The organism is Sneathiella sp. D3-11 (genome assembly GCF_055809395.1).
This window is the reverse complement of sequence record NZ_CM147911.1, coordinates 2,237,838-2,261,686: the sequence shown is the minus strand read 5'-3', so window position 1 is coordinate 2,261,686 and position 23,849 is coordinate 2,237,838. Positions and strand designations below refer to the sequence as shown.

The window sequence follows — 23,849 nt, the reverse complement described above, 5'->3', positions numbered from 1 at the left end:
ACAAGTTTCGTGACGGAAAAAACTGACAAGAAAGCCAGGAACAAAGCTGTAGCTGCTCCTCATTTAACAGAAGAGGAGGTGCGAAACTGGCTGATCGATCACCCTGACTTCCTGGCGCATAACGCAGACCTGCTAACAACAGTGATTCCGCCGGAACGCGTTTCCGGTGATGGTGTTGTGGATATGCAGTCTTTTCTTGTAAGCCGCCTGCAAAAAGAAGTTATTCATCTGACCGCTCTGCAGGATGATTTTGTCGAAGCCGCGCGCAACAATATTCATACTCAGGATATGGTCCACGCTTCTATTCAGGCCGTCTTGGGAGCATCCAATCTTGCGCATTTTGTCCATATTCTAACTCAAGACCTACCGGAGCTTCTGGAAATTGACGTCATTACGCTTTGCGTTGAAGACGGACCAATCCCGCTTCCTGATATGACTGGCTTGCAACGTCTCAAGGAGGGCAGCATCAAGCGCGCGCCATGGCGGGGGCAGATTATACTTTTGCGCTCGGAAGCTCCGAAATCAAAGGCTATTTATGGCCCGGCCAAGGATCTTGTCCATTCAGATGCCCTGATTAAGCTCGATGTGCCGTCGCTGCATGCCAAAGCAATGATTGCCTTCGGTAGTCGGCAAGACGGTCATTTCCAGGAAGATCAAGCCACGGACCTCCTCCGGTTTCTGGCAATTGTCATTCAATCCTGCCTGCAAATGTGGCTGGAGCAAAAACCGGCTTAGCCATGTCTTCTCGCCCCTCTATCATTAATGCCTTTGGAAACTGGATCGATTGGCTTGTTCATGAGAGACGCGCAAGCCCCCACACCGTAGAGGCCTATGAACGGGATATGCGGGATTTTCTGGCGTTTATCACCGGCCATATCGGCAAGGAAGCAGATTTATCCGACCTTGAAAACCTGCGCGCTGCGGATTTTCGCGCCTATCTCGCGCATCGGCGACAGGAAGGGCTGACGGCAACATCCCTGCGGCGGGTCCTTTCCTCAATCCGGAGCTTTTTCAAACGGCAGGAACGAGATGGGCATATCCATAACCCGTATCTGAAAACTTTGCGTACACCGAAAGCTGGTACAAAACTTCCCCGGCCGCTTTCTGCAATCGATACAAAAAAACTGCTTGAGGATACCCCTAATCCGCGGGAAGCGAACTGGATACGTTATCGGGACTTGGCGGTCCTCACATTGCTTTATGGATGTGGATTGCGCATAGGAGAGGCCTTATCCCTTAGCTTCAGCGACCGGCCGACTTCCGATTTCATGCGGGTTATCGGAAAAGGAAACAAGGAACGCATGGTCCCGGTTTTACCTGCTGTCCGTGATGCACTCTCCCTGTATATCAAGGAATGTCCTTTTCCCTTGAAAGGGTCCGACCCGCTCTTTGTTGGACGCCAAGGCAAAAGGCTCAATGCGCGGAATATACAGTTGAAAATGCAGGACCTGCGCAGAAATCTCGGTCTCCCGGAAACAGCGACGCCCCATGCACTAAGGCACAGCTTCGCGAGCCATCTACTCGCGGGCGGAGGTGATTTACGATCAATTCAAGATTTGCTTGGTCATGCGTCGCTCTCTTCCACGCAACGCTATACCGATCTTGATACGGAAAAACTGCTCGCCGTATATGACAAGGCACATCCCAAAGCCTGAAGCAGACTACTTTTTCGTGAGGCGAAGGGCGAAGGGTCCCAGTAATGTAATCGCCCCCATGGAAATAAACATCAAACCCCAGCCCATTGTGGAATCCGGCCCGCCCGCCTCATCAAGAACGATACCTGCGACAATCGGTCCGATCATACCGCCCCCGAACCCAAGGAAACTATGCACCGCCATGGTCGCGCCGCGAAGATCAGCAGGAGCACTACCAACCGCGCCTGCGGTAATAGAGGAGGAATCGGCGGTAATCATCACGCCATAAAGAGCCGCCATCGCAACAACAAAAAGAAACGGCATGTTCGCCGTAAACCCGATGGTAAAGGAAAAGGCGAGACAACAGATCATGACCAGCGTAATGGAGCGTTGCCGCCCTATCTTGAGAGATAGTTCATTCCCGAGCACACTGGACGGGAGGCCAAGGAAAACTGCAGCCGCGGTAATAACAGAGACATCCATCCAGCCGGGCGCATCCGTCAGGGCATGAGAGTAGGCAAGGAACGCGAGCATAAAGGACCGCATCGCCACCAGTTCCCATGTATGGCAGACATAGGCTAGTATATATCCCATACTGAAGCGGTTGGTCACCACCGGCGCATAATTGAAAATCTGCGACCATGGCCGGGGCGTCAAGAGCGGCTTGGGCGATGTCATCATAAAAATAATCGCCATGGCGATCGGGGGCCCAATGATGACGGAAATCAAAGCCATTTCCCAACCAAGCCATAGTTCTGCTTGCCCAACGAGCAGAAAGGAAACAGCCGAGCCCGTCGAAAAACTCGCCGTATAAAAGGCAATGGCCCGCGATTGATCTCCGGGTGGCAATCGATCCGTGAGCAGCTTTAATCCCGGCATATAAGTACAGCCAAGCCCGGCACCAGAGATAAATCGCCATGGCAATGATGAATAAAATCCATCCGCATGAAAAGCAAAACCATAGGCACCGATGAGCGCCAAAACACAGCCAGTGAGGAAGACCTGACGTGCGTCCAAGCGGTCCGTCAGAGATGTAGAAAACGGGCCTACAATTGTGAAGCCAAAGAAAAAGGCGGCATTTATCCAGCCCGCGTCCTGCCCTGACAATTGCCAGTGGTCAAAGAAGAAGGGGGTGAGTGCGGGGAAGGTGGCAAAAGACGACATTGCCACGATTTCTGCAATGCAAAGTGCCAACGTCAACCGGGGCCCAGAAACGGCCATGCTCATATTCTAGGCCGGAGCTGTTTGCGCCAATGAAGGGCGGGCGGCGAATTTCTCATACCATTTAGCCAGTTTCGGGCGGCCATTGCGCCACTGCTCATCACCAAACCGGAAATCGTGGTAACCGAGCGCACAACCAACTGCGATGGTACCGATATTGACTGTGTCACCGTACCCTTCCGCTTGCTTTTCCATTTCGTTCAAGCAGCTTTCCATGGACAGTTTCAGGCGTCCATTCCAGCTGGGAGACCCTTCTCCTTCCGGCAGGATGCTATCAACCCGACGCTGATAGGCCGCATCGGTCATCCCATTCGCCGTCGCATGGAGCGTTAGCACCTGCCACCGATCGCGCCCGGCAGCCGGAAACAATGACGGACCACTCCCGATACTGTCGAGATATTCACAGATGACGAAAGAATCAAACAGAACATCGCCATTCTCCAGCGTCAGGCTGGGAACTTTGCCAAGTGGGTTCGCTGGATTGATGCCCTTAAACATATCACTATGGTCTGAATCAACAATTTCGATTTTGTCCAGAAGGTTATGTTCAATGGCCGTAGCTCTGACCTTGCGAACAAAGGGAGAGAGGGCGCTATAGCAGAGCTTCATGACGTCTCCTTGGGGAAAGTGGTGTTCAAAAAAAGAGAGGCTGAAAATATCAGCCCCTCATTTTGGTAACCTATTTAGAAAAAGGTCAACTATTTATTGTACGCCCGTCCACGGCAAGAGCCGCTTCCTTCACCGCCTCGTTAAGTGTTGGGTGTGCATGGCAGGTCCGGGCAATGTCTTCTGAAGAGGCACCGAATTCCATAGCCAGAACGCATTCATGGATCACGGTTCCGGCATCCGGACCGATAATATGAACGCCGAGGACTTTATCGGTTTTCTTATCGGCGAGAATTTTAACGAAGCCGTCCGTAAACCCATTGGCACGGGCCCGGCTGTTAGCCATAAACGGTACCTTACCAACGTTATACTCGACCCCGTCTTCTTTCAGCTGTTCTTCCGTCTTGCCAACGGTCGCAACTTCCGGCCAAGTGTAGATCACACCGGGAATCAAATTGTAATCAATATGCGGCTTCTGTCCGGCGAGTTTTTCAACACAGACAACGCCTTCATCTTCGGCTTTATGCGCCAGCATCGGGCCTTCAATCACGTCGCCGATGGCGTAGATTCCATCCACGCTGGACTTGAAATTATTGTCCACAACGATACGCCCTGCTTTATCCGTCTCAACCCCAAGATCTTCAAGGCCAAGCCCTTCTGTGTAGGGACGGCGGCCAATCGCGACCAATACAACATCCGCTTTCAGAGTTTCCTCATCGCCGCCTTTCGCTGGCTCAATTGTCAAGGTAACAGCGGTCTTAGTCTTTTTCGCGCCGGTTACCTTTTTGCCGAGCATAAAATTAATACCCTGCTTTTTCAGAATCCGCTGCGTCGTTTTCGCAACTTCGTTATCTGTGCCATGAAGGATGCGATCCAAAAACTCGACGACGGTGACTTCAGCGCCAAGACGACGCCAGACTGTACCGAGTTCCAATCCGATCACACCCGCCCCAATAACGACAAGCTTTTTTGGAACTTTGGGAAGTTCGAGGGCACCGGTAGAGGAAACGATCTGCTTTTCATCGATCTCCACGTTAGGGAGAGGTGTTACTTCGGACCCCGTCGCGATCAGGATGTTCTTCGCTTTAAGCGTCTTCGCATCGTCACCAGTTACTTCAATTCGGCCGCCGCCCTGCAGGGTGGCCGTTCCTTTGACATAGGTGACCTTGTTCTTTTTAAAGAGAAACTCAATGCCTTGCGTCAGCCCAGTGACCGTTGCTTCCTTCTGGCCCAGCATCTTTTTCAGGTCGAGCTTGACAGAGCCAACCGAAATACCGCGATCCGCGAAGCTATGTTGAGCCTCTTCGAAGAGTTCGGACGATTGCAGCATTGCCTTGGATGGAATACATCCAACATTCAGGCAAACGCCCCCCAATGCGCCACGTTTTTCTACGCAGGCTGTCTTCATACCAAGCTGTGCCGCCCGGATAGCAGCCGTATAGCCGCCCGGACCCCCGCCCACAACGACCAGATCGAAAGTTTCGTCGCTCATGATTATTCCTCGTATCTTTTTGGAATGATTACAGGTCCAGCAGCAACCGCTGCGGATCTTCCAGTGCGTCTTTTACGCGAACCAGGAATGTGACAGCTTCCTTGCCATCAATAATCCTGTGATCATAGGTCAGCGCGAGGTACATCATCGGGCGAATTTTGATTTCACCCTTGATCACCATCGGTCGTTCCTGAATCTTATGCATACCGAGAACTGCGGCCTGCGGCGGGTTCAAGATTGGAGACGACATCAGGGACCCATAAACCCCACCATTGGTGATGGTAAATGTCCCGCCCTGCAGATCTGCCATGCTGAGTTTTCCGTCCCGAGCCTTCTTGCCGAGTGCACCGATTCCTTTTTCTACTTCAGCAAAGCTGAGCTTATCCGCATCGCGCAACACTGGCACTACAAGGCCAGAATCCGTGCCCACGGCAATGCCCATGTTGTAGTAATTTTTATATACGAGGTCATCGCCGTCGATTTCCGCGTTCACCGCAGGTGTTTCCTGAAGCGCAGCGATACATGCTTTCGTGAAAAAGGACATGAAGCCAAGCTTGACGCCATGCTTTTTCAGGAACAATTCCTTGTATTCCGCCCGCAGGTCCAGCATGCCCGACATATCCACCTCATTATAGGTGGTCAGCATAGCGGCGGTGTTTTGTGCATCTTTCAAACGTGCCGCAATGCTCTTGCGAAGCCGCGTCATTTTTACACGTTCTTCGCGCGCCTCTTCTGCACGTGGCCCGGAGGGAGCGGCAGGTGCCGGTGCCGGAGCTGGCGCGGTGGCTGGAGCAGGAGCCGCCGGAGAGGCCCCCCATTCTCCAAAGCTTCCAGAACGTCACCCTTGGTAATCCGACCATCTTTGCCTGTACCCCGGAGCTTGCCTGCATCGAGATTATTTTCTTCGATGAGCTTTTGTGCCGCGGGTAAAACCTCAACCTTGGTTGCGCTTGTCGAAGCCGCCGCAGGGGCAACCTCTTCCTTGGGAGCCGCGGCTGGAGCGGCAGCTGGTTTTTCCGCAGCTTCCTCTTTTGGTGCTTCCGATGCTTTTTCTGGTGCGCTTCCAGCGGCACCTTCTGCGATTTGACCGAGCAAGGCGCCGACTTCGACGTCCTCGCCTTCAGCAACAACAATCTCGTCCAACCGGCCCGCCTCAGTCGCATTTACTTCAAGCGTAACTTTATCCGTCTCAAGTTCCAGAAGTGGCTCATCTTTGGCGACAGATTCGCCAACTTTCTTGAACCATTGACCGACTGTCGCCTCAGTTACTGATTCCCCAAGCACGGGAACACGAATTTCAACCGTCATAATTTGACTTCCTATTCAGATTTGACGCCAAGTGCGTCATCTACCAAAGCTTTTTGTTCCAGATTATGCTTCTTTAAAAGTCCCGTCGCCGTCGACGCAGACTCTTTGCGGCCTGCATATCGCGGACGCGACACTTTCTTCATTTTTAAATCCTGGAACACCTTTTCCAGATGCGGTTCAACAAAAGTCCAGGCACCCATATTCTTTGGTTCTTCCTGACACCAGACGACCTCTTCCACATGGGTAAGATTTTTCATTTCCTGTTCCAGTGCCTGATAAGGGAACGGATAGAGCTGTTCCAGTCTCAGAAAATAAGTGTCCTTGATGTTAAGTTCTTCACGGCGGGCATGCAGGTCATAGTAGACCTTACCCGAGCACAAAACGACCCGTTTCACATCCTTATCCGCGCAAAGCTTTTCATTGTCATAAAGTACCCGATGAAAGGTGGAACCGGGGCCCATATCTTCCAGTGTTGATACCGCCTGCTTATGACGAAGAAGAGATTTAGGCGTCATAATCACAAGAGGCTTTCTGAACTTGCGATGAATCTGTCGTCGCAAGACATGGAAATAGTTAGCAGGTGTTGTGCAGTTCACAACTTGCCAATTATCCTCCGCCGATTGCTGCAGATAACGTTCAAGCCGCGCGGAAGAATGTTCCGGCCCCTGCCCCTCATAACCATGTGGCAACAACATAACCAGACCACTCATACGGAGCCATTTCGATTCACCGCTTGAAATGAACTGATCGATAATCACCTGCGCCCCGTTGGCGAAGTCACCGAACTGAGCTTCCCACAGAACCAGCGCCTTTGGTTCGGCAAGGGAATACCCATATTCGTAACCGAGCACTGCTGCCTCGGACAATAGACTGTCGATCACCTCAAAATGGGCTTGATCTTCACTCAGATTATCCAAGGGAATATAGCGATCTTCCGTCACCTGATCGACAATCACGGAGTGCCTTTGAGAGAAAGTACCACGTCCGCAATCCTGCCCGGAGAGACGAACGGGAACTTTTTCCTTAAGCAGCGACCCGAACGCGAGCGCCTCTGCCGTTGCCCAATCGATATTTTCGCCGGTATCGATCATCTTTTTCTTGGCCTTGAGGACACGCTGCAATGTCCGGTGAACATTATGGCTTTCCGGAACTTCGGTCAGTTTTCCGCCGATATCCTTAAGTTCTTCGATCGAAATCGCTGTACTACCGCGCCGCGCACCTTCATCGGCGCGTTCAAAACCCTGCCAGCGGCCTTCAAACCAGTCCGCCTTGTTCGGCTTGAAGCTATTCGCTGTCTCAAATTGCTTTTCAAGGTAATCCTTGAATTCAGCAATCAAGCCCTCTACTTCCTTCTCGGTTACAACACCTTCCGCAATGAGCTTCTTGGCATAGATCTGCATTGTCGTCGGATGCTGGGCGATGGTCCGGTACATCAGCGGCTGCGTGAAGGCAGGCTCATCCCCTTCGTTATGACCATGGCGACGATAGCAGAACATATCGATAACGACGTCAATCTGGAACAGCTGGCGGAATTCAGTCGCGATCTTTGCCACATGACAGACCGCTTCCGGATCATCACCGTTCACATGGAAAATCGGCGCCTGCACCATCTTTCCGACATCGGAAGGATAAGGGCTGGAGCGCGAATATTTCGGGCTGGTCGTGAAACCAATCTGATTATTCACAACAAAATGAATAGTGCCGGAGGTACGGTACCCCTTGAGTTCTGACAAGCCAAAGCATTCAGCGACGATACCCTGACCGGCAAAGGCTGCGTCGCCATGCATCAAAAGCGGCATGACCTGACCGCCGACATCGGGACCAATCTGCGCCTGCTTGGCGCGTGCCTTACCAAGAACAACCGGGTTCACTGCTTCCAGATGCGACGGGTTTGCCGTCAAAGACATATGAACATTATTGCCGTCAAATTCCCGATCAGATGAAGTTCCCAGATGGTACTTTACGTCGCCCGATCCTTCGACATCTTCCGGATTTGCGGGATTTCCCTGGAATTCCGAGAAAACGGCACGGAACGGCTTGGCCATCACATTGGTGAGCACATTGAGGCGGCCACGATGCGGCATGCCAAGAACAATTTCCTTCACCCCAAGCTGACCGCCGCGCTTGATAATCCCTTCCATCGCAGGGATTAGCGATTCCCCGCCATCAAGACCGAAACGCTTGGTGCCGGTATATTTTACGTTCAGGAAGTGCTCAAACCCTTCAGTTTCGATCAGTTTGCGCAAGATCGCAATCTTGCCTTCCTTCGTGAAGGAAATTTCCTTATGGCGGCCTTCAATGCGTTCCTGTATCCAAGCCTTCTGATCTGGTTCTTGAATATGCATAAACTCGACGCCAATGGTCGAACAATAGGTCCGCTTTACGATCGCGAGAATATCGCGAATGCTACCCGTTTCGAGGCCCAGCACATTATCAAGAAATATCTGACGATCCCAGTCCTTCTCCGTGAAGCCATAAGTCGCCGGATTAAGCTCTGGGTGCTCCTTCGGGATTTCAAGGCCAAGCGGATCTAGATTAGCTTTCAGATGCCCCCGCACACGGTATGAACGGATCAGCATTAAAGCCCGAATGGTATCGATGGCTGCCGCGCGAATGTCTTCCTGACTTGCGCCGGCTTCAACCGCTCGGTTTGTCGCCCGATTGGCCGCATCCCCAAGAATTTCATACTCATCTTCAGGCTCAATGCCATTCGAGGGTGCCCACGGGGCGCCGCGCGTTTCCGCAACGACCGTATCCGCCTCATCCCCCAGAGAGCCGAAATATTGTTGCCAGCTAGCATCTACAGAAGAAGGGTCATCAAGATAGCGCGCGTAAAGTTGCTCAATGAACCCGGCGTTGGATCCAAAGAGGAAAGAAGAATTATCCAGTTGCTGAGACATTTTGTATAATTGGGCGGGACTTTCCCCGCCCCCTTAATAGTCAATTCAAAGAGTTAATGGTTAACCATAAGAGATCAACCTTTCAAAACCCTTACCAAAGTTGATCCCAATGCTGACGGACTGTCGGAAACCGTAATGCCGGCGCTACGCATTGCATCCATCTTGTCTTCGGCACCACCTTTACCACCAGAAATAATGGCACCCGCATGACCCATTCTCCGGCCGGGAGGTGCCGTCACGCCCGCAATAAAGCCGACAACTGGCTTTTTAGTCTTCGATGCTTTGAGAAACTCAGCGGCTTCTTCCTCGGCAGAACCTCCGATTTCACCAATCATGATGATCGACTCAGTCTCGTCATCCCCAAGGAACAGGTCCAGACAATCGATAAAGTTGGTGCCATTGACCGGGTCACCACCGATACCAATACAGGTAGTCTGACCAAGGCCAGCCGCTGTAGTCTGCGCCACTGCTTCGTATGTCAATGTACCGGAGCGAGAGACGATCCCCACATTACCGCGGCGATGGATATGGCCAGGCATAATACCAATTTTACATTCATCCGGCGTAATAATCCCGGGGCAGTTCGGCCCAATCAGTCGGGAGCCACTATCTTTAAGCGCCCGCTTGACCTTCACCATGTCAAGGACGGGAATACCTTCCGTGATACAAACGATCAGCTCAATCTCAGCGTCAATCGCTTCAAGAATAGCGTCCGCAGCGAACGGCGGCGGGACATAAATCACGCTTGCATTCGCACCGGTTGTCTCTCTGGCTTCACCAACCGTGTTGAAAATAGGTAGGTCGAGATGCTTCTCGCCGCCTTTGCCTGGCGTCACACCGCCAACCATCTTCGTACCATAGGCGATTGCCTGCTCCGAATGGAATGTCCCCTGAGAGCCCGTGAAACCCTGACAGATGACCTTCGTGTCCTTATTTACGAGAACGGCCATTACGCTGCCTCCTTCACTGCTTTAACAATTTTCTCCGCGGCGTCACCAAGATCATCCGCTGACAAAATAGGCAGCCCTGATTCCGCTAGAATTTTCTTGCCCAACTCCACATTCGTTCCTTCCAGGCGTACAACCAAAGGCACGCTGAGCGCGACTTCTTTCGCGGCCGCAACAACGCCCTCAGCGATCACATCACAGCGCATGATTCCGCCAAAAATATTTACGAGAATACCTTCGACATTCTCATCCTTCAGGATGATCTTGAAGGCTTCCGTTACTTTCTCCTTCGTCGCACCGCCACCCACGTCAAGGAAGTTGGCCGGCGTACCGCCGTTGAGTTGGATAATATCCATGGTTGCCATGGCTAGACCCGCACCATTGACCATGCAGCCGATGTTTCCATCCAGCTTAATGTAGTTAAGGTCATATTGCGCGGCTTCAAGCTCGGCCGGATCTTCTTCATCTGGATCACGGAGCTCGGCAATATCTTTATGCCGGAAAAGAGCATTGTCATCGAAGTTCATCTTCGCATCCAGCGCGATGACATTGCCGCTTCCGGTAATGACCAACGGATTAATCTCGACCAGGCTTGCATCGGTATCGACAATTGCCCGGTACAGCGCAAGGATGAACTTGACGGCAGCACTTACCTGCTTACCCTCAAGACCGAGGCCGAACGCAATCTTGCGCGCGTGAAACGGCATAATCCCCGTCGCCGGATCAATACTGACCATGTGAATTTTTTCAGGCGTTTTCGCTGCGACTTCCTCAATCTCCATACCGCCTTCTGTCGACGCCATGAAGGTTATGCAGTCTTTGGCACGATCAATGATGGCACCAAGATAAAGCTCGCGCGCAATGTCGCAGCCTTCCTCGATATAGACACGCTTCACTTCCTTGCCTTCCGGCCCAGTCTGGTGCGTGATCAATTGCATGCCTATCATGGCTTTTGCCGTTGAGGAGACCTCTTCGGTGGATTTCACGACTTTCACGCCGCCACCTTTGCCTCGGCCACCTGCATGAATTTGGGCTTTTACGACCCAGACCGGTCCGCCCAACTCCTGTGCAACTGTCTTGGCTTCTTCGGAAGTATAGGCAACGCCGCCCTTGGGAACGGTCACGCCATATTTTGCGAGCAGGCTTTTCGCCTGATATTCATGGATATTCATTGTTTTCCGTTTTGCTGCTATTCAAAGACATCTATTTTTTCACTGATCACTTAATTCGCAAAGCATAGGCATACGGTATAGCACCATAAAAAAGGGCACAACCGGTTATTGGTGTGCCCTTTATTTTTGCCTCTATCCTTTGAGGCTTGGATCAATGCCCACACAGGCCTCAACAAGCCCCTTAACGGCATTTACTGAATTATCAAACATGGCCTTTTCTTCGGCGTTCATGTCAATTTCAACGACACGTTCGATCCCGCCCTCACCAATCACAGTGGGAACACCCACATACATACCGTCAAGTCCATACTGACCGTCGACGTAGGCGGCGCAAGGAAGAACCCGCTTTTTGTCTTTTAGGTAGGCTTCCGCCATCGTAATCGCACTTGATGCAGGCGCATAGAACGCAGATCCGGTTTTCAGAAGCGCAACCACTTCGGCACCGCCGTTGCGTGTGCGATCAATAATGGCATCGATTTTTTCCTGAGTGCTCCATCCCATCTTGATCAAGTCTGGAACCGGAATACCGGCGACCGTGGAATAACGGATCAGCGGTACCATCGTATCGCCGTGACCACCAAGAACGAAGGCTGTTACATCCTCAACCGAGACATTGAATTCCTCGGCCAGAAAAAGACGGAAGCGCGCGCTGTCCAGAACACCAGCCATACCGACAACCATATTGTGCGGCAGGCCACATTTTTCACGCAGCACCCAGACCATCGCATCCAGCGGGTTGGTGATGCAGATAACAAAGGCGTTCGGCGCATGCTTCTTAATGCCTTCGCCGACGGACTGCATAACTTTGATGTTTGTGCCGAGTAGGTCATCTCGGCTCATACCGGGCTTACGGGCGATACCGGCGGTGACAATGCAGACATCCGCACCTTCAATGGCGCTGTAATCATTGGCACCGGTGATATTGGCGTTGAACCGGTCAACAGGAGAAGAAGATGCTATATCCAGCGCTTTACCTTGCGGCAAACCTTCTGCGATATCAAAAAGAACGATGTCGCCAAGTTCTTTCAGACCGGCAAGATGAGCAAGGGTGCCGCCGATATTTCCACTGCCTATCAGGGCAATTTTTTTACGAGCCATTATATTCTCCGAATTCTTTAAGATTGGAGGGCTCTCTGAGAAGACAGAAAGTCCTCTTGTGAATATTATTGTGGGTACTAACGCGTTTCTCGACCAAGAGCAAGATCGCGGTGAAAAATTATCGTCAATTTTTTGTAGCAAGCTAAAATACGCTTTTCCTGAACGTAAAAATACTTTCTGTTCACTACATTATCGATGATTAATAGCCTGTATGAAACGCCGTATCTGAGGAAAATTTGGATAAAATGAATCAAAACTCTCTCTGGCCGTTGCCATAAACAGTTCACGTCTGTACAGATCAGGGATAGAAGCCAATTTTCTCACGTTCAAATATCGATATGTTCTCCATTTCATGACTGATGTAACCGGCCCCCTCGACGCGTACCGCAAACTGGTTGCGGAAAACCAACTGCAGCAGGACCCCATTCAACTGCTGGCGGTTGAAAAGCTCCAGACCCTGCATCGGCGGCTTGTGAACTACGACCCAAATACCAGTGCAAAATGGACCCATATATTCCGATTGGGGCCTCGCAAACCCCGTGTCGAGCCACCGCAGGGGTTATATATATACGGCGATGTCGGGCGCGGAAAATCCATGCTGATGGATCTTTTCTTTGAAACCGCGCCTGTCGCCCATAAAAGACGGGTGCATTTTCACGCCTTTATGCTGAAAGTTCACGCTTTCATGCATGAGAAGCGGCAGAAAAAAGATAAAGACAGTGATGATCCTGTCATCGCGCTTGCCAATTCGATCACGGAAAACGCTTGGCTGCTTTGTTTCGATGAATTCCAGGTGACGGACGTGGCAGATGCCATGATTCTAGGCCGTCTGTTTGAGTTGTTGTTCGATCGAGGCGTGGTCGTCGTGGCAACATCCAACCGGGTGCCGGACGATCTCTATAAAGACGGGTTGAACCGGCAACTATTTCTGCCGTTCATTGAACTGTTGAAGGAGCAACTCGATATTCTCCATCTGGCAGGCGGACGAGACTATCGGCTGGAACGGTTGGCCGAGCATCCGGTTTACTTCACCCCGCTGGATGAAACTGCTGCGGCGGAGATGGATCGGATCTTCACCGAAATGACTGAAGGATATGAACTCGCCCCGCAAGTTTTGACGACTCAGGGTCGACAGTTAGAGATAGAGAGAACTGCCCATGGCGTCGCCAGGCTTACCTTTGAAGAGCTTTGCGCTCGTCCCTTAGGTGCTTCCGACTATTTGACCCTGACCGAGCATGTTCACACCTTGCTCCTTGAGAATGTTCCACAGCTTAGCGCCGACCGACGAAATGAATCCAAGCGGTTCGTTACATTGGTCGATATTCTTTATGAAGCAGGATCCAATCTTGTAATTTCTGCAGAGGTAGCGGCCGAAGATCTATATCCGGAAGGAGACGGAAAATTCGAGTTTGCCCGAACTGTCTCGCGCCTGATGGAAATGCGGTCAGAGGATTACTTAAAAGGCCGGACGGGAAAATAGTTAGTCCCGCCATATCCTTTTCAGGTAAATGCGCTATAATTTTCGCCGGGAGCTAATAAACATAACAAAAAGGGCAGGAAACATGACGGAACCCGCATTTCCGGACATGGCCAATATAAAAGGCCGTCTGACAATCAACCAAAATATATCGAATGCAATAACCGGCATTATTTCGAGTGGGACGAACACGCGCATTCTGGTTTCTATTTCCCGTTCCCTCGCAGCAAATTCTTCTATTGTTGATGAGCTAAAGAAGAATTTTGGTGACACGATCACGGGCGTGGTGAGCATCCTGACTGAACATACCCCGTATGATAGCGTTTTTAAGCTCGCGGGCGCAGTTACTGATAGTGGCGCCACCCATCTTCTCTCCATCGGCGGTGGCAGTGTTATTGATGGCGGCAAAATCGCCCTGCTTGTTTCAAACCTGAATATTCAAGACGCTGCCGAGCTTGAAAAGCTGTCCTCTACAGGTGAAAATAGTCTTGATTTTACGTCTTGGCCTGTAAAACATATAGCTGTTCCAACAACCTTATCCGGTGCAGAATTTACCCCGATTGCCGGAGCGACAAGCAGTATTACCGGACGCAAGACCGGTTTTGCGCATGCCTATCTCGTTCCCAACCATATTATTCTGAGTTCGACACTCAGCAAGTATACGCCAGAACGGCTCTGGCTCTCGACCGGTATCCGCGCGGTTGATCATGCGGTAGAAACCATTTGTGCCCCCGGGGTTGATCCGGAGATTGCGGAGTTTTGCGCAAAAGGTCTCGGCTTACTCTATACAGGTATGGAGGGGACTAAGAATGATCCGGAAAGCCTCACTCATCGGGAGAATAGCCAACTCGGTGTTTATTATGCGACTGCGGGCATTTCACGATACCGCATGGGCGCGAGCCACGGACTCGGATACCTGCTTGGTGTAATCGGACATGTGCCACACGGGATTACTTCCTGCGTTTTTCTCCCTGCGGTTCTTGCTTATAACTTTCCGGAGACTAAAGGCCCTCAGACAAAAATTGCAAAGGTACTGGGCGTATCTTCCGCCGAAGAAGTATCTCCAGCACTAAAGAAATTTATCGGCGGACTTGGCCTACCAAATCGTCTCAGCACTCTTGATATCTCTGAAGTGGCAATCGCAGAAATCAAAACGGCAGCCCTCACTCATCCAGTCGTGCAGGCAAATCCGAAGGCAATTTCGAGTATCGAGGATGTCGCCAAGATTATGAAATTTTCTGGCTAATGATATGCGGCTACCATAACTTACCGATGGCCGCCTCAACAGCCGCCTGATCCTCGGGCGATTTATTTTGCCCGAGTTTGGCCTTCCCCTCGATCCGGTCAATCGGAATTTCGAAGGCAATAATACCCCGCATCAGCCCGTTCAACCGCTTTTGATCCAGCATGTCGGCGCGCCATGGCTCTGTCCGGCCTTTTTCGTTATCCTCGGTTAGTTGGTCGAGGAGCTTTCGAACCCTCGTTGTATCTTCGATGATCTCCGGCGTTCCGTAGGCATGCACCGCGACATAATTCCATGTCGGCACATTCACATCCGTCGCATAATAGTTCGGTGAGATATAGTCATGCGGACCCTGAAATATAGCCAGCGCCTCGCCTTTACCTAGCAATTGCCCATGGGGATTGGCACGTGCCATATGGGCACTCAACGTTCCATGCTCCCCGTGATCCGGGTCATAGGAAAAAGGAAGATGCGTGGCTATCGGCACGCCGTCCTCTCCGATGGAGACCAGAAGCCCAAAACTTGCCTCAGGTAAAAGCCGGAGCAAAGTTTCCTTCCCGGGTGCGTTAAAATGTGGCGGGACATACATTGGCTTATTCCATAAAAAAGGCCGCTCCTTGTAGCGGCCTTACTTTATCGTGAAATTGGCTTCGCAAAAGAGCCAATCCATTCATTCTTAAAGAACCAATTATCGGCGTTCCACCATCATCTTTTTGATCTCGGCGATCGCTTTCGCCGGGTTCAGGCCCTTCGGGCAGGTATTCGAGCAGTTCATGATCGTGTGACAGCGATAGAGCCGGAACGGATCTTCGAGATTGTCGAGACGTTCACCCGTATTCTCATCCCGACTATCAATGATCCAGCGGTAGGCCTGCAAAAGGATGGCCGGGCCAAGGAACCGGTCAGAATTCCACCAGTAGCTCGGGCAGGAAGTCGAACAACATGCGCAGAGAATGCACTCATAAAGCCCGTCGAGTTTTTCGCGATCCTCTTTCGATTGCAACCGTTCTTTCGACGGGGACGGCGTTTCCGCCTGCAGCCAAGGCTTGATCGACGCATACTGCGCATAGAAATTGGTAAGATCCGGCACCAGGTCCTTCACTACGGGCTGATGCGGAAGCGGATAGATATTGATATCACCGTCCACCTCATCCATGCCTGTCGTGCAGGCCAAGGTGTTCGTCCCGTTGATATTCATCGCGCAGGAACCACAAATCCCCTCCCGGCAGGAACGGCGGAATGTCAGGGTCGGATCAATCTCGTTCTTGATTTTGATCAGCCCGTCCAAGATCATCGGCCCGCAGGTGTCGAGATCGACATAATATGTATCAATGGCCGGGTTCTGATTGTCATCCGGCGACCAGCGGTAGACATTAAATGTCTTAGTATTCGTCGCCCCATCCGTCTTTGGATGAGTCTTGCCGGTACCGACCCTTGAATTTTTTGGTAATGTCAGTTCAACCATGTTTCATTCCTAACGCGCTTAATACACACGTGCCTTTGGTTTGATGTAATCGATCTCTTCCGTCAGCGTATAATCATGCACCGGACGGTAGTCGAGCTTAACTCCGCCCTTATCGCTGTGATAGGTAAGCGTATGCTTCATCCAATTTTTATCATCGCGATCAGGGAAATCCTCATGGGCATGCGCCCCGCGGCTTTCCTTGCGGTTCTCCGCCGCCGTCATTGAGACGACCGCCTGCCGGATCAGGTTGTCCAGTTCCAATGTTTCCACAAGATCGGAGTTCCAGACAAGTGACCGATCGGTCGTCTTAATATCCGGCATCTGTTCCCACACCTTGTTGATCTTCTCAACACCTTCGGCAAGGGTCTTGCTGGTCCGGAATACGGCGCAATCGTCCTGCATCACTCGCTGCATATTGTCGCGAATAGTTGCTGTTGAGCTACTGCCGTTTGCGTTGCGGAATTTATCAAGACGGCCAAGTGCCTCATCACAAGCGTCTGCGGGAAGCGGTGCGTGGGCAGCGCCTGGTGTTACCACTTCTTTTGCCCGAAGCGCAGCGGCACGCCCGAAGACCACAAGGTCGATCAGCGAGTTGGAACCCAAACGGTTTGCGCCGTGAACGGAAACACATGCCGCCTCACCTACAGCCATCAGGCCGGGCACAACCGAGTCTGGGTTGCCGTCCTTCAGATCGACAACTTCCGCATGATAGTTCGTCGGGATACCGCCCATGTTGTAATGAACCGTCGGCAGAACGGGGATCGGCTCCTTATGCACATCGACGCCGGCAAAAATTCGCGCGCTTTCCGAAATGCCCGGTAAGCGCTCATCAATCATTGCCGGATCAAGATGGTCCAGATGTAGATAGATATGATCTTTCCGCGGGCCAACGCCTCTGCCTTCGCGGATTTCAATGGTCATCGACCGAGACACGACATCGCGGCTGGCCAAATCCTTTGCATGAGGCGCATAGCGCTCCATAAAGCGCTCACCTTCGCCATTGACGAGGAAACCGCCTTCACCGCGTACACCCTCAGTGATCAGGCAACCCGCGCCATAAATGCCGGTTGGATGGAACTGGATAAACTCCATATCCTGAAGTGGTAGTCCGGCGCGCAACACCATGCCGCCGCCATCACCTGTACATGTATGCGCAGAAGTGCAAGAGAAGAAAGTGCGGCCATAACCGCCTGTTGCCAGAACCACCATATGCGCCCGGAACAGATGTAAGGTGCCGTCTTCAAGGCAGAGACAGAGAACGCCTTTGCAAGAGCCATCCTTGTCCATAATCAGATCAAGGGCAAAATATTCAATAAAGAACTCTGTGTCATGCTTCAGACTCTGACTGTAGAGCGTATGCAGCATGGCGTGACCGGTCCGGTCGGCGGCAGCGCAGGTGCGCTGCGCGGCAGGGCCCTCACCAAATTCTGTCGTCATCCCGCCAAAGGCCCGCTGGTAAATCTTGCCTTCCTCGGTCCGACTGAAAGGCATACCGAATTGCTCCAGCTCCAGGACTGAAGCAGGTGCCTCACGACACATATATTCAATAGCATCCTGATCGCCGAGCCAGTCTGACCCCTTGACTGTGTCATACATATGCCACTGCCAATTATCTTCACCCATATTTCCGAGTGAGGCGGAGATCCCACCCTGCGCGGCAACTGTATGGCTACGGGTCGGGAATACTTTTGTAATCGCAGCCGTTTTGAGGCCGGCCGCGGCCATGCCCATAGTCGCGCGCAAACCTGCACCGCCCGCGCCGACGACGACCACGTCATATTTATGTTCTGTAATTGGATAGGCTTCTGACATGATCTTTTCTTTATCCCCCGAGGGCCAGTTTCAATATTGCGAGCGCTGCGGACAGGCCGACGATCGCGCAGAAAAAACTGTTAAGCAGTAACAGAAAAACTTTCGTGCTTTCTGTATGAATATAATCTTCAATAACAACCTGCATGCCGAGCTTGAGGTGGTAAAACATAGCCACAATCAGCAATAACATCACAATTGATATAAAGGGTTGCCCAAGCACGTAACGCACGTGGGTATAATCGGCACCGACCAGACTGAGAAAGCAGCCTATCGCGATCAGAAATAGCGGGATCAGGGCGATAGCAGTCACCTTTTGATGCCACCAATGTGTCGTGCCTTCTTTCGCAGAACCTAAACCGCGGACATTTTTAAGAGGGGCTCTCATTCCCATAGCTCAAGCTCCCATAGCGTAGGCGATAATCCAGGTGAGCAGGGTCAGAACGATAGAGGCAATAATCGCCGCCATGCCAGACTTCCGCATGGTCGGCAGCTCAAATCCCTGACCCATATCCCAGAAGAGATGGCGAATTCCATTGCAGAGGTGATAGAACAGCGACCAAGTAAAACCAAACAGAATGATCTGTCCAAACCAGGAGGTCGTAAACGCCGTAACCGTGGCGTATGCCTCTGGTCCTGCGGCAACCGCAATCAGCCACCATGCCAGCAATAACGTCCCCACCCCGAGAGCGATACCTGTCGCGCGATGTGTTATTGAGGTAACCATCGTGATCTGCGGCTTATAGATCTGCAGATGTGGCGACAATGGTCTTTCAATTTTCGCCATTTGGAAGTCTTTCTCGCTGATAAAATTCCGAATATTCTTATTGTTTTTTGCCGAGGAGTTTAATCCCCAACCATCTCAAGTCAATAGAACTATATACTTATTACACCTCGAGAGTCCCTTTTGGCAAGACCGCCCAATAATCAATATCAAGCACAACGGCGGGATCGCGCTTTCCGTCATCTTGCTTATCAGGAAAACCTTCACAAGAAGTGTCTTTTGTCGCGATTGTTCGAATACGAAGCGCGCCCGCCGTTGGACTATCGGCAAGCTCAGATTTTTCCAGAATTTCGCTCCAGGCGTAGATGGTGTGACCCGCAAATGTTGGCGCTGTATGGGATCCCCCATTGATCGCGCCGATTAGCTGGGCATTCCCGAGGCCATTGAAAGAAAGGGCGCGCGCCAGGCTGATAATATGACCGCCGTAAATCAGGCGGCGGCCAAAACGATCATTCTGCATCTGATGCTGGTTGAAATGGACCTTGGCGGTGTTCTGGTAGAGCCGTGTCGCCATCATATGCTCGGCTTCTTCAATCGTCATGCCATCGACATGGTCGATTTTTTCACCTACTTCGTAATCTTCGAAATAGTGTGGCGACCCGGCAAGAGTTGCGTCATAGCCAGAGAAATCAATTCCCTGCGGCAAAGAAATCTGCGCGGGATCAACTCGATCCGGCAAGTCCGGCACAACGTCTTCTGGTGCGGGGGCATTTTCATCCTTTTTACGGACCATCACCCATCGCACATAATCAAGCACGATCGCGCCCATCTGATTGGTTCCCGTGGAGCGGACATAGACAACGCCAGTCTTGCCATTGGAATTTTCCTTAAGGCCAATTACCGTTGAACTTGTCCTGACCGTATCGCCCGGAAAAACCGGCGTCTTGAACTGCACATCCGCATAGCCAAGGTTGGCAACTGCATTCAGGGAAACATCGGGAACTGTCTTTCCAAAGACGATATGAAAGACCAGAAGATCATCAACTGGAGCGGCTTCAAGCCCGCAATCCATGGCAAAGCTATCCGCCGATTGCAGCGCAAAACGCCCGCCGTAAAGCGCCGTATAGAGCGATACATCACCTTCGGTAATAGTGCGCGGGGTGGCATGATCAAGCACTTGCCCGATTTTGAAGTCTTCGAAGTAATTTCCGGGATTGGTTTTACTCATCGAATTCCCCTCCCTTTACTCGGCAGCGGCCGCAATGGCATCCGCCATGGCAACTTTTGCTTTCGCGATTTCAACATGAAGGTTTTCGACAAGTTTACCGTCGACCAGAACAACGCCCTTACCTTCTTTTTCGGCGGCTTCAAACGCCTCGATGACTTTTCGGGAATGCGCCACCTCCTCTTCGGAAGGAGCGAAGACTTCATTTGTCGGGGCGAGCTGCTTCGGGTGGATCAATGTTTTGCCATCAAACCCAAGCTCCACGCCCTGCTCACAGGACTCACGAAAACCATCCTCATCAGCAAGATCAAGATAAACACCGTCCAGAACCGTAAGGCCATAGGCACGCCCCGCAAGAAGGCAAAGCCCGAACGAAGTAATCACCGGAAGGCGCATCGGCGTATGCTGTGCCTGCAATTCCTTAACAAGATCAGAAGTGCCCATAACGAAGCAGTCAACACGCGGGCTGGCGGAAGCAATTTCTTCTGCTTTCAGAATACCGAGCGGCGTCTCCATCATGCACCAGATTGTCGTCTTTTCCGGTGCACCAGCATCCGTCATAATTTTTTCGAGTTTCTGAACTTGGTCCGCACTTTCAACCTTGGGAAGCAGGATTGCGTCGGGACCTGCTTTGGCGGCCGCAATAATGTCATCTTCCCCCCAAGGGGTATCAAGTCCGTTGACCCGAATGATGATTTCGCGATTGCCATAGTCACCTGAGGCCGCGTTAGCGCAGACGATGTCGCGGGCCTCTCCCTTAGCGTCGGGGGCAACCGCGTCTTCAAGATCAAGGATAAGTGCATCTGCGACAAGTGTCTTTGCTTTTTCCTGAGCGCGGGCGTTGGAGCCCGGCATATAAAGAACCGAACGGCGGGGGCGAATGTTTTTTGTCATTGTTAGTCCCTCGGGCGCGACGCCCTATTCAAAAATCTTCAGCAAATTAAGTGATGCGGGCCGCATCATAAAGGGTTTTTATTGCGACGCAACAATTAGGAAGAAAAATGCTTGCGTTTCACATACCGACGGATCGATGCGTCATTGCTGCATCTCCACGGCGCCTACATCTAGCCCTTTTCCAGACGGTCGGGAGTTGCCAAAATAATCGACTGTCATTTTCGGGTCGGGCTCCCCGTTGTCAATAACCTCACTATCCTCTGGCAAACGAAGATCTCCGTCGTCGATGTCAACAAACACATCATCCAAATCATCAATTTCAATATTGCCGAAACGCTCAACGCCTTCACCTTCGATTTTTATTTCATTCGCGACGTTATTGGCAACGAGACTGGCGTCCGCCGGATCACCTTCCGAAACGGAGATGATCGTGATCGTGGCGGGGCCGGGTGGAAAATAGTCGATATCCATCACTGTGTTATTCTTTATCCGGACATTCCGCGCACCGAAAACCGATATTCCATGCCAATTGTCGACGGCGATAATATTATTTTCGATGGTCCAATCTTCATAGACGCCATCAAACATCCCTATCCCTTCAAGTTTGCAAACAAAGGGCTGATTAAAGTCTTCAAAATTCAGAATTAGATTACGGCGAAAGGTCACATCTTTGATTACGCCGGTCCCAGGCCGCCCGTCCGCGCCGGTTGACCATGACTGAAACCCGTCAGAATGGTTCGAGTTTACCTGATAGCAGTTTTTTACCACATTCTCTTCAAACAGACTATGATCGCCCAAACCACGCAACCCGTCGCCGGAGAAATTCTTCACTTCGTTGTTTGCGACAATGCTATGCTTACCGAGCGTAGAAATTCCGAAGTTCACATTGCTGATTTTGTTATTGCGAATGTCCGCATACTCCGCCTCCGAAAATATTCCGTCCAGCGCCTTTTCATTCCAGTCGTCCGTTGACCAATCAGAAATATCCTCAACCGTATAAATGGTGAAGCTGTCAATTTTGATATGACGAGAATTCTTGTCGATACGGACATGATATCTTTCGCCCTGTTCTCGAAGGCCTTCCGACGTCACGGTGAAGCCTGTCAAAGACCAGTTGGCGCTTCCTTTAATCTCTACATTCTCGAATATTGCTTGCTGACCTTCGGCGACAACGACCGATGTCATCTCGGACATTTCCCTGTTCTGAATGAGAAGTCGGCCATACACTCCTCCCGCCAGAATCACTCTATCGCCAGCCTGGATAGTATTTTCATCCAAAACCTCCTGCAAATCAGACCATGGCGATACGGCACTTCCATCTGCCGCCCCTCCCGCCGAACTCGGATTCACGAAATGATCCCGTGCCAGAGCTTGAGAGATCAATGATAGGGTAACCACAAGAATGACAAAGAGAGTTCCGCTGATTTTCAGAGTATGTGCCGTCATAACGACCTCCGGAGATTGTAAACAGCCGCACAGCTGTTTTAACATTCCAAAAGACTATGACAACCGCCAAAAATGAACAAGCCGGGCTGACGCAAAATTTAGCTGCGTCAACCCGGCTCGTTTTAGGTCTTTAGAGCGACTAGGCCGCCTTTTTTAAATATTCGCGTCCTACCAGTTCCGCAATCTGAACTGTATTCAGGGCCGCACCCTTACGAAGATTGTCCGAGACACACCACAGGTTGATACCGTTCTCAATCGTGGCATCATCGCGAATACGCGAGATAAAAGTAGCGTAGTCCCCGACACATTCAACTGGTGTTACATACCCGTTTTCTTCAGGGTTATCGACAACCATAATGCCCGGTGACTCGCGCAGGATTTCCCGCGCGCGATCCGCGCTCAACTCGTTTTCGAACTCGATATTGATGCTTTCGGCATGGCCGACGAATGTTGGCACCCGCACACAAGTCGCTGTCAACTTGATCTTCGGATCGATAATCTTCTTGGTTTCGACCATCATCTTCCATTCTTCCTTGGTATAACGGTCGTCCATGAAGACATCGATATGCGGGATCACGTTAAACGCGATCTGCTTGGTGAATTTTGACGGGGTCGGCGTATCATTCACATAGATGCCCTTGGTCTGGGTAAACAATTCGTCCATTGCCTCGTTGCCCGCACCGGACGTCGACTGATAGGTCGAAACCACGACGCGCTTGATAACGGCCGCATCATGCAAAGGCTTCAGCGCCACGACAAGCTGTGCGGTCGAGCAATTTGGGTTCGCGATAATGTTCTTTCGGGTATATCCTGCGGCATCCTGCGGATTAACCTCCGGTACAATCAAGGGCACGTCCGGGTCCATACGAAAGTGCGAGGAGTTATCAATGACTATGCATCCCTGCGCAGCCGCAATCGGAGCGAATTTCGCCGACACCGTACCGCCTGCGGAAAAGAGAGCGAAATCCGTTCCCGTGAAGTTAAAATCATCCAGAGCTTTCACCTTCAGCGTTTTATCGCCAAAGGAAACTTCGCGTCCAACAGAACGTTTCGACGCGAGCGCGATAACTTCCGTCACCGGAAATTGTCTTTCATGCAAAATATTCAGCATTTCACGGCCCACATTCCCAGTGGCGCCGACTACCGCAACTCTGTATCCCATGATCTTAATCTCTTCTATTTCCTGGC

The 23,849-nt window shown here is 51.5% G+C and carries 20 protein-coding genes and 1 pseudogene; 4 read left to right on the top strand and 17 right to left on the bottom strand.

All coding sequences use genetic code 11. The features are described 5' to 3' along the window. Positions 1 to 9 precede the first annotated feature (9 nt). Together AC0L73_RS11545 and AC0L73_RS11540 are read left to right on the top strand one after the other, a co-directional pair. Positions 10 to 735 carry a DUF484 family protein gene (locus AC0L73_RS11545; protein WP_473653804.1) on the top strand — a complete coding sequence of 242 codons (726 nt, stop codon included), beginning with the start codon at positions 10 to 12 and terminating at the stop codon, positions 733 to 735. Between the two features lie 2 nt (positions 736 to 737). After that, complete coding sequence (locus AC0L73_RS11540) at positions 738 to 1,655, top strand: tyrosine recombinase XerC (protein ID WP_473653803.1); 918 nt, start codon at positions 738 to 740, stop codon at positions 1,653 to 1,655. A gap of 6 nt (positions 1,656 to 1,661) precedes the next feature. Here the strand turns inward: AC0L73_RS11540 and AC0L73_RS11535 are convergent, their stop codons facing one another. The 8 genes and pseudogenes from AC0L73_RS11535 to mdh all read right to left on the bottom strand — a co-directional run bounded on the left by AC0L73_RS11535 (position 1,662) and on the right by mdh (position 12,378). Then, positions 1,662 to 2,855 carry an MFS transporter gene (locus AC0L73_RS11535; protein ID WP_227948072.1) on the bottom strand — a complete coding sequence of 398 codons (1,194 nt, stop codon included), beginning with the start codon at positions 2,853 to 2,855 and terminating at the stop codon, positions 1,662 to 1,664. 9 nt (positions 2,856 to 2,864) lie between these two features. Then, entirely contained in the window at positions 2,865 to 3,464 is a 600-nt protein-coding gene (locus AC0L73_RS11530; protein WP_473653802.1) for a glutathione S-transferase family protein, read from the bottom strand. 85 nt (positions 3,465 to 3,549) lie between these two features. Further along, positions 3,550 to 4,953, bottom strand: coding sequence for a dihydrolipoyl dehydrogenase (lpdA, locus tag AC0L73_RS11525; RefSeq protein ID WP_473653801.1), 1,404 nt, complete (start codon positions 4,951 to 4,953; stop codon positions 3,550 to 3,552). A 28-nt stretch (positions 4,954 to 4,981) separates the two neighbouring features. After that, positions 4,982 to 6,261 (bottom strand): annotated as a pseudogene (gene odhB, locus AC0L73_RS11520) (2-oxoglutarate dehydrogenase complex dihydrolipoyllysine-residue succinyltransferase). 11 nt (positions 6,262 to 6,272) lie between these two features. Beyond that, the gene (locus AC0L73_RS11515) at positions 6,273 to 9,161 is read right to left on the bottom strand and encodes a 2-oxoglutarate dehydrogenase E1 component (protein WP_473653800.1); all 2,889 of its coding nucleotides are present in this window, start codon (positions 9,159 to 9,161) and stop codon (positions 6,273 to 6,275) included. A 74-nt stretch (positions 9,162 to 9,235) separates the two neighbouring features. Continuing rightward, complete coding sequence (sucD, locus tag AC0L73_RS11510; protein ID WP_227948077.1) at positions 9,236 to 10,111, bottom strand: succinate--CoA ligase subunit alpha; 876 nt, start codon at positions 10,109 to 10,111, stop codon at positions 9,236 to 9,238. Continuing rightward, entirely contained in the window at positions 10,111 to 11,280 is a 1,170-nt protein-coding gene (gene sucC / locus AC0L73_RS11505) for an ADP-forming succinate--CoA ligase subunit beta (protein WP_227948078.1), read from the bottom strand. The genes sucD and sucC overlap by 1 nt, the downstream gene beginning before the upstream one ends. Before the next feature lie 132 nt (positions 11,281 to 11,412). After that, on the bottom strand, positions 11,413 to 12,378 hold the full coding sequence (gene mdh / locus AC0L73_RS11500) for a malate dehydrogenase (RefSeq protein ID WP_227948079.1): 966 nt from the start codon (positions 12,376 to 12,378) through the stop codon (positions 11,413 to 11,415). A gap of 352 nt (positions 12,379 to 12,730) precedes the next feature. On the opposite strand from mdh, the gene zapE reads away from it, so the two are divergent. Then, positions 12,731 to 13,858, top strand: a complete 1,128-nt coding sequence (gene zapE, locus AC0L73_RS11495; protein ID WP_227948080.1) for a cell division protein ZapE — start codon at positions 12,731 to 12,733, stop codon at positions 13,856 to 13,858. An 82-nt stretch (positions 13,859 to 13,940) separates the two neighbouring features. Then, positions 13,941 to 15,101: an iron-containing alcohol dehydrogenase gene (locus AC0L73_RS11490; protein WP_473653799.1), complete on the top strand. Its 1,161-nt coding sequence runs from the start codon at positions 13,941 to 13,943 to the stop codon at positions 15,099 to 15,101. A 10-nt stretch (positions 15,102 to 15,111) separates the two neighbouring features. On the opposite strand, the gene AC0L73_RS11485 is transcribed toward AC0L73_RS11490, so the two are convergent. From AC0L73_RS11485 to AC0L73_RS11445, 9 genes are all read right to left on the bottom strand, one after another. After that, entirely contained in the window at positions 15,112 to 15,687 is a 576-nt protein-coding gene (locus AC0L73_RS11485) for an FMN-binding negative transcriptional regulator (RefSeq protein ID WP_473653798.1), read from the bottom strand. 99 nt (positions 15,688 to 15,786) lie between these two features. Continuing rightward, complete coding sequence (locus tag AC0L73_RS11480) at positions 15,787 to 16,563, bottom strand: succinate dehydrogenase iron-sulfur subunit (RefSeq protein ID WP_473653797.1); 777 nt, start codon at positions 16,561 to 16,563, stop codon at positions 15,787 to 15,789. An 18-nt stretch (positions 16,564 to 16,581) separates the two neighbouring features. Continuing rightward, a complete protein-coding gene (gene sdhA / locus AC0L73_RS11475; RefSeq protein ID WP_473653796.1) occupies positions 16,582 to 18,375 on the bottom strand; it encodes a succinate dehydrogenase flavoprotein subunit in 1,794 nt (597 codons plus the stop codon). A gap of 10 nt (positions 18,376 to 18,385) precedes the next feature. Beyond that, positions 18,386 to 18,766, bottom strand: a complete 381-nt coding sequence (sdhD, locus tag AC0L73_RS11470; protein ID WP_473653795.1) for a succinate dehydrogenase, hydrophobic membrane anchor protein — start codon at positions 18,764 to 18,766, stop codon at positions 18,386 to 18,388. A gap of 3 nt (positions 18,767 to 18,769) precedes the next feature. Continuing rightward, the gene (sdhC, locus tag AC0L73_RS11465) at positions 18,770 to 19,159 is read right to left on the bottom strand and encodes a succinate dehydrogenase, cytochrome b556 subunit (RefSeq protein WP_227948087.1); all 390 of its coding nucleotides are present in this window, start codon (positions 19,157 to 19,159) and stop codon (positions 18,770 to 18,772) included. 100 nt (positions 19,160 to 19,259) lie between these two features. Then, positions 19,260 to 20,324: a MaoC family dehydratase gene (locus tag AC0L73_RS11460; protein ID WP_227948088.1), complete on the bottom strand. Its 1,065-nt coding sequence runs from the start codon at positions 20,322 to 20,324 to the stop codon at positions 19,260 to 19,262. A 15-nt stretch (positions 20,325 to 20,339) separates the two neighbouring features. Continuing rightward, positions 20,340 to 21,215, bottom strand: coding sequence for an HpcH/HpaI aldolase/citrate lyase family protein (locus AC0L73_RS11455; protein ID WP_473653794.1), 876 nt, complete (start codon positions 21,213 to 21,215; stop codon positions 20,340 to 20,342). Positions 21,216 to 21,356: 141 nt separating this feature from the next. After that, positions 21,357 to 22,661, bottom strand: coding sequence for a right-handed parallel beta-helix repeat-containing protein (locus AC0L73_RS11450; RefSeq protein WP_473653793.1), 1,305 nt, complete (start codon positions 22,659 to 22,661; stop codon positions 21,357 to 21,359). Between the two features lie 139 nt (positions 22,662 to 22,800). Beyond that, on the bottom strand, positions 22,801 to 23,823 hold the full coding sequence (locus AC0L73_RS11445) for an aspartate-semialdehyde dehydrogenase (protein WP_227948091.1): 1,023 nt from the start codon (positions 23,821 to 23,823) through the stop codon (positions 22,801 to 22,803). Positions 23,824 to 23,849: the final 26 nt, after the last annotated feature.

What these genes read in the sequence shown, in the direction of transcription:
- sucC (WP_227948078.1), bottom strand. Translation starts at nt 11,280, where the DNA reads ATGAATATCCATGAATATCAGGCGAAAAGCCTGCTCGCAAAATATGGC.
- AC0L73_RS11535 (WP_227948072.1), bottom strand. Translation starts at nt 2,855, where the DNA reads ATGGCCGTTTCTGGGCCCCGGTTGACGTTGGCACTTTGCATTGCAGAA.
- sdhC (WP_227948087.1), bottom strand. Translation starts at nt 19,159, where the DNA reads ATGGCGAAAATTGAAAGACCATTGTCGCCACATCTGCAGATCTATAAG.
- AC0L73_RS11445 (WP_227948091.1), bottom strand. Translation starts at nt 23,823, where the DNA reads ATGGGATACAGAGTTGCGGTAGTCGGCGCCACTGGGAATGTGGGCCGT.
- AC0L73_RS11455 (WP_473653794.1), bottom strand. Translation starts at nt 21,215, where the DNA reads ATGACAAAAAACATTCGCCCCCGCCGTTCGGTTCTTTATATGCCGGGC.
- sucD (WP_227948077.1), bottom strand. Translation starts at nt 10,111, where the DNA reads ATGGCCGTTCTCGTAAATAAGGACACGAAGGTCATCTGTCAGGGTTTC.
- AC0L73_RS11530 (WP_473653802.1), bottom strand. Translation starts at nt 3,464, where the DNA reads ATGAAGCTCTGCTATAGCGCCCTCTCTCCCTTTGTTCGCAAGGTCAGA.
- AC0L73_RS11485 (WP_473653798.1), bottom strand. Translation starts at nt 15,687, where the DNA reads ATGTATGTCCCGCCACATTTTAACGCACCCGGGAAGGAAACTTTGCTC.
- zapE (WP_227948080.1), top strand. Translation starts at nt 12,731, where the DNA reads ATGACTGATGTAACCGGCCCCCTCGACGCGTACCGCAAACTGGTTGCG.
- AC0L73_RS11515 (WP_473653800.1), bottom strand. Translation starts at nt 9,161, where the DNA reads ATGTCTCAGCAACTGGATAATTCTTCTTTCCTCTTTGGATCCAACGCC.
- AC0L73_RS11490 (WP_473653799.1), top strand. Translation starts at nt 13,941, where the DNA reads ATGACGGAACCCGCATTTCCGGACATGGCCAATATAAAAGGCCGTCTG.
- AC0L73_RS11450 (WP_473653793.1), bottom strand. Translation starts at nt 22,661, where the DNA reads ATGACGGCACATACTCTGAAAATCAGCGGAACTCTCTTTGTCATTCTT.
- AC0L73_RS11540 (WP_473653803.1), top strand. Translation starts at nt 738, where the DNA reads ATGTCTTCTCGCCCCTCTATCATTAATGCCTTTGGAAACTGGATCGAT.
- sdhD (WP_473653795.1), bottom strand. Translation starts at nt 18,766, where the DNA reads ATGGGAATGAGAGCCCCTCTTAAAAATGTCCGCGGTTTAGGTTCTGCG.
- AC0L73_RS11460 (WP_227948088.1), bottom strand. Translation starts at nt 20,324, where the DNA reads ATGAGTAAAACCAATCCCGGAAATTACTTCGAAGACTTCAAAATCGGG.
- mdh (WP_227948079.1), bottom strand. Translation starts at nt 12,378, where the DNA reads ATGGCTCGTAAAAAAATTGCCCTGATAGGCAGTGGAAATATCGGCGGC.
- AC0L73_RS11480 (WP_473653797.1), bottom strand. Translation starts at nt 16,563, where the DNA reads ATGGTTGAACTGACATTACCAAAAAATTCAAGGGTCGGTACCGGCAAG.
- sdhA (WP_473653796.1), bottom strand. Translation starts at nt 18,375, where the DNA reads ATGTCAGAAGCCTATCCAATTACAGAACATAAATATGACGTGGTCGTC.
- lpdA (WP_473653801.1), bottom strand. Translation starts at nt 4,953, where the DNA reads ATGAGCGACGAAACTTTCGATCTGGTCGTTGTGGGCGGGGGTCCGGGC.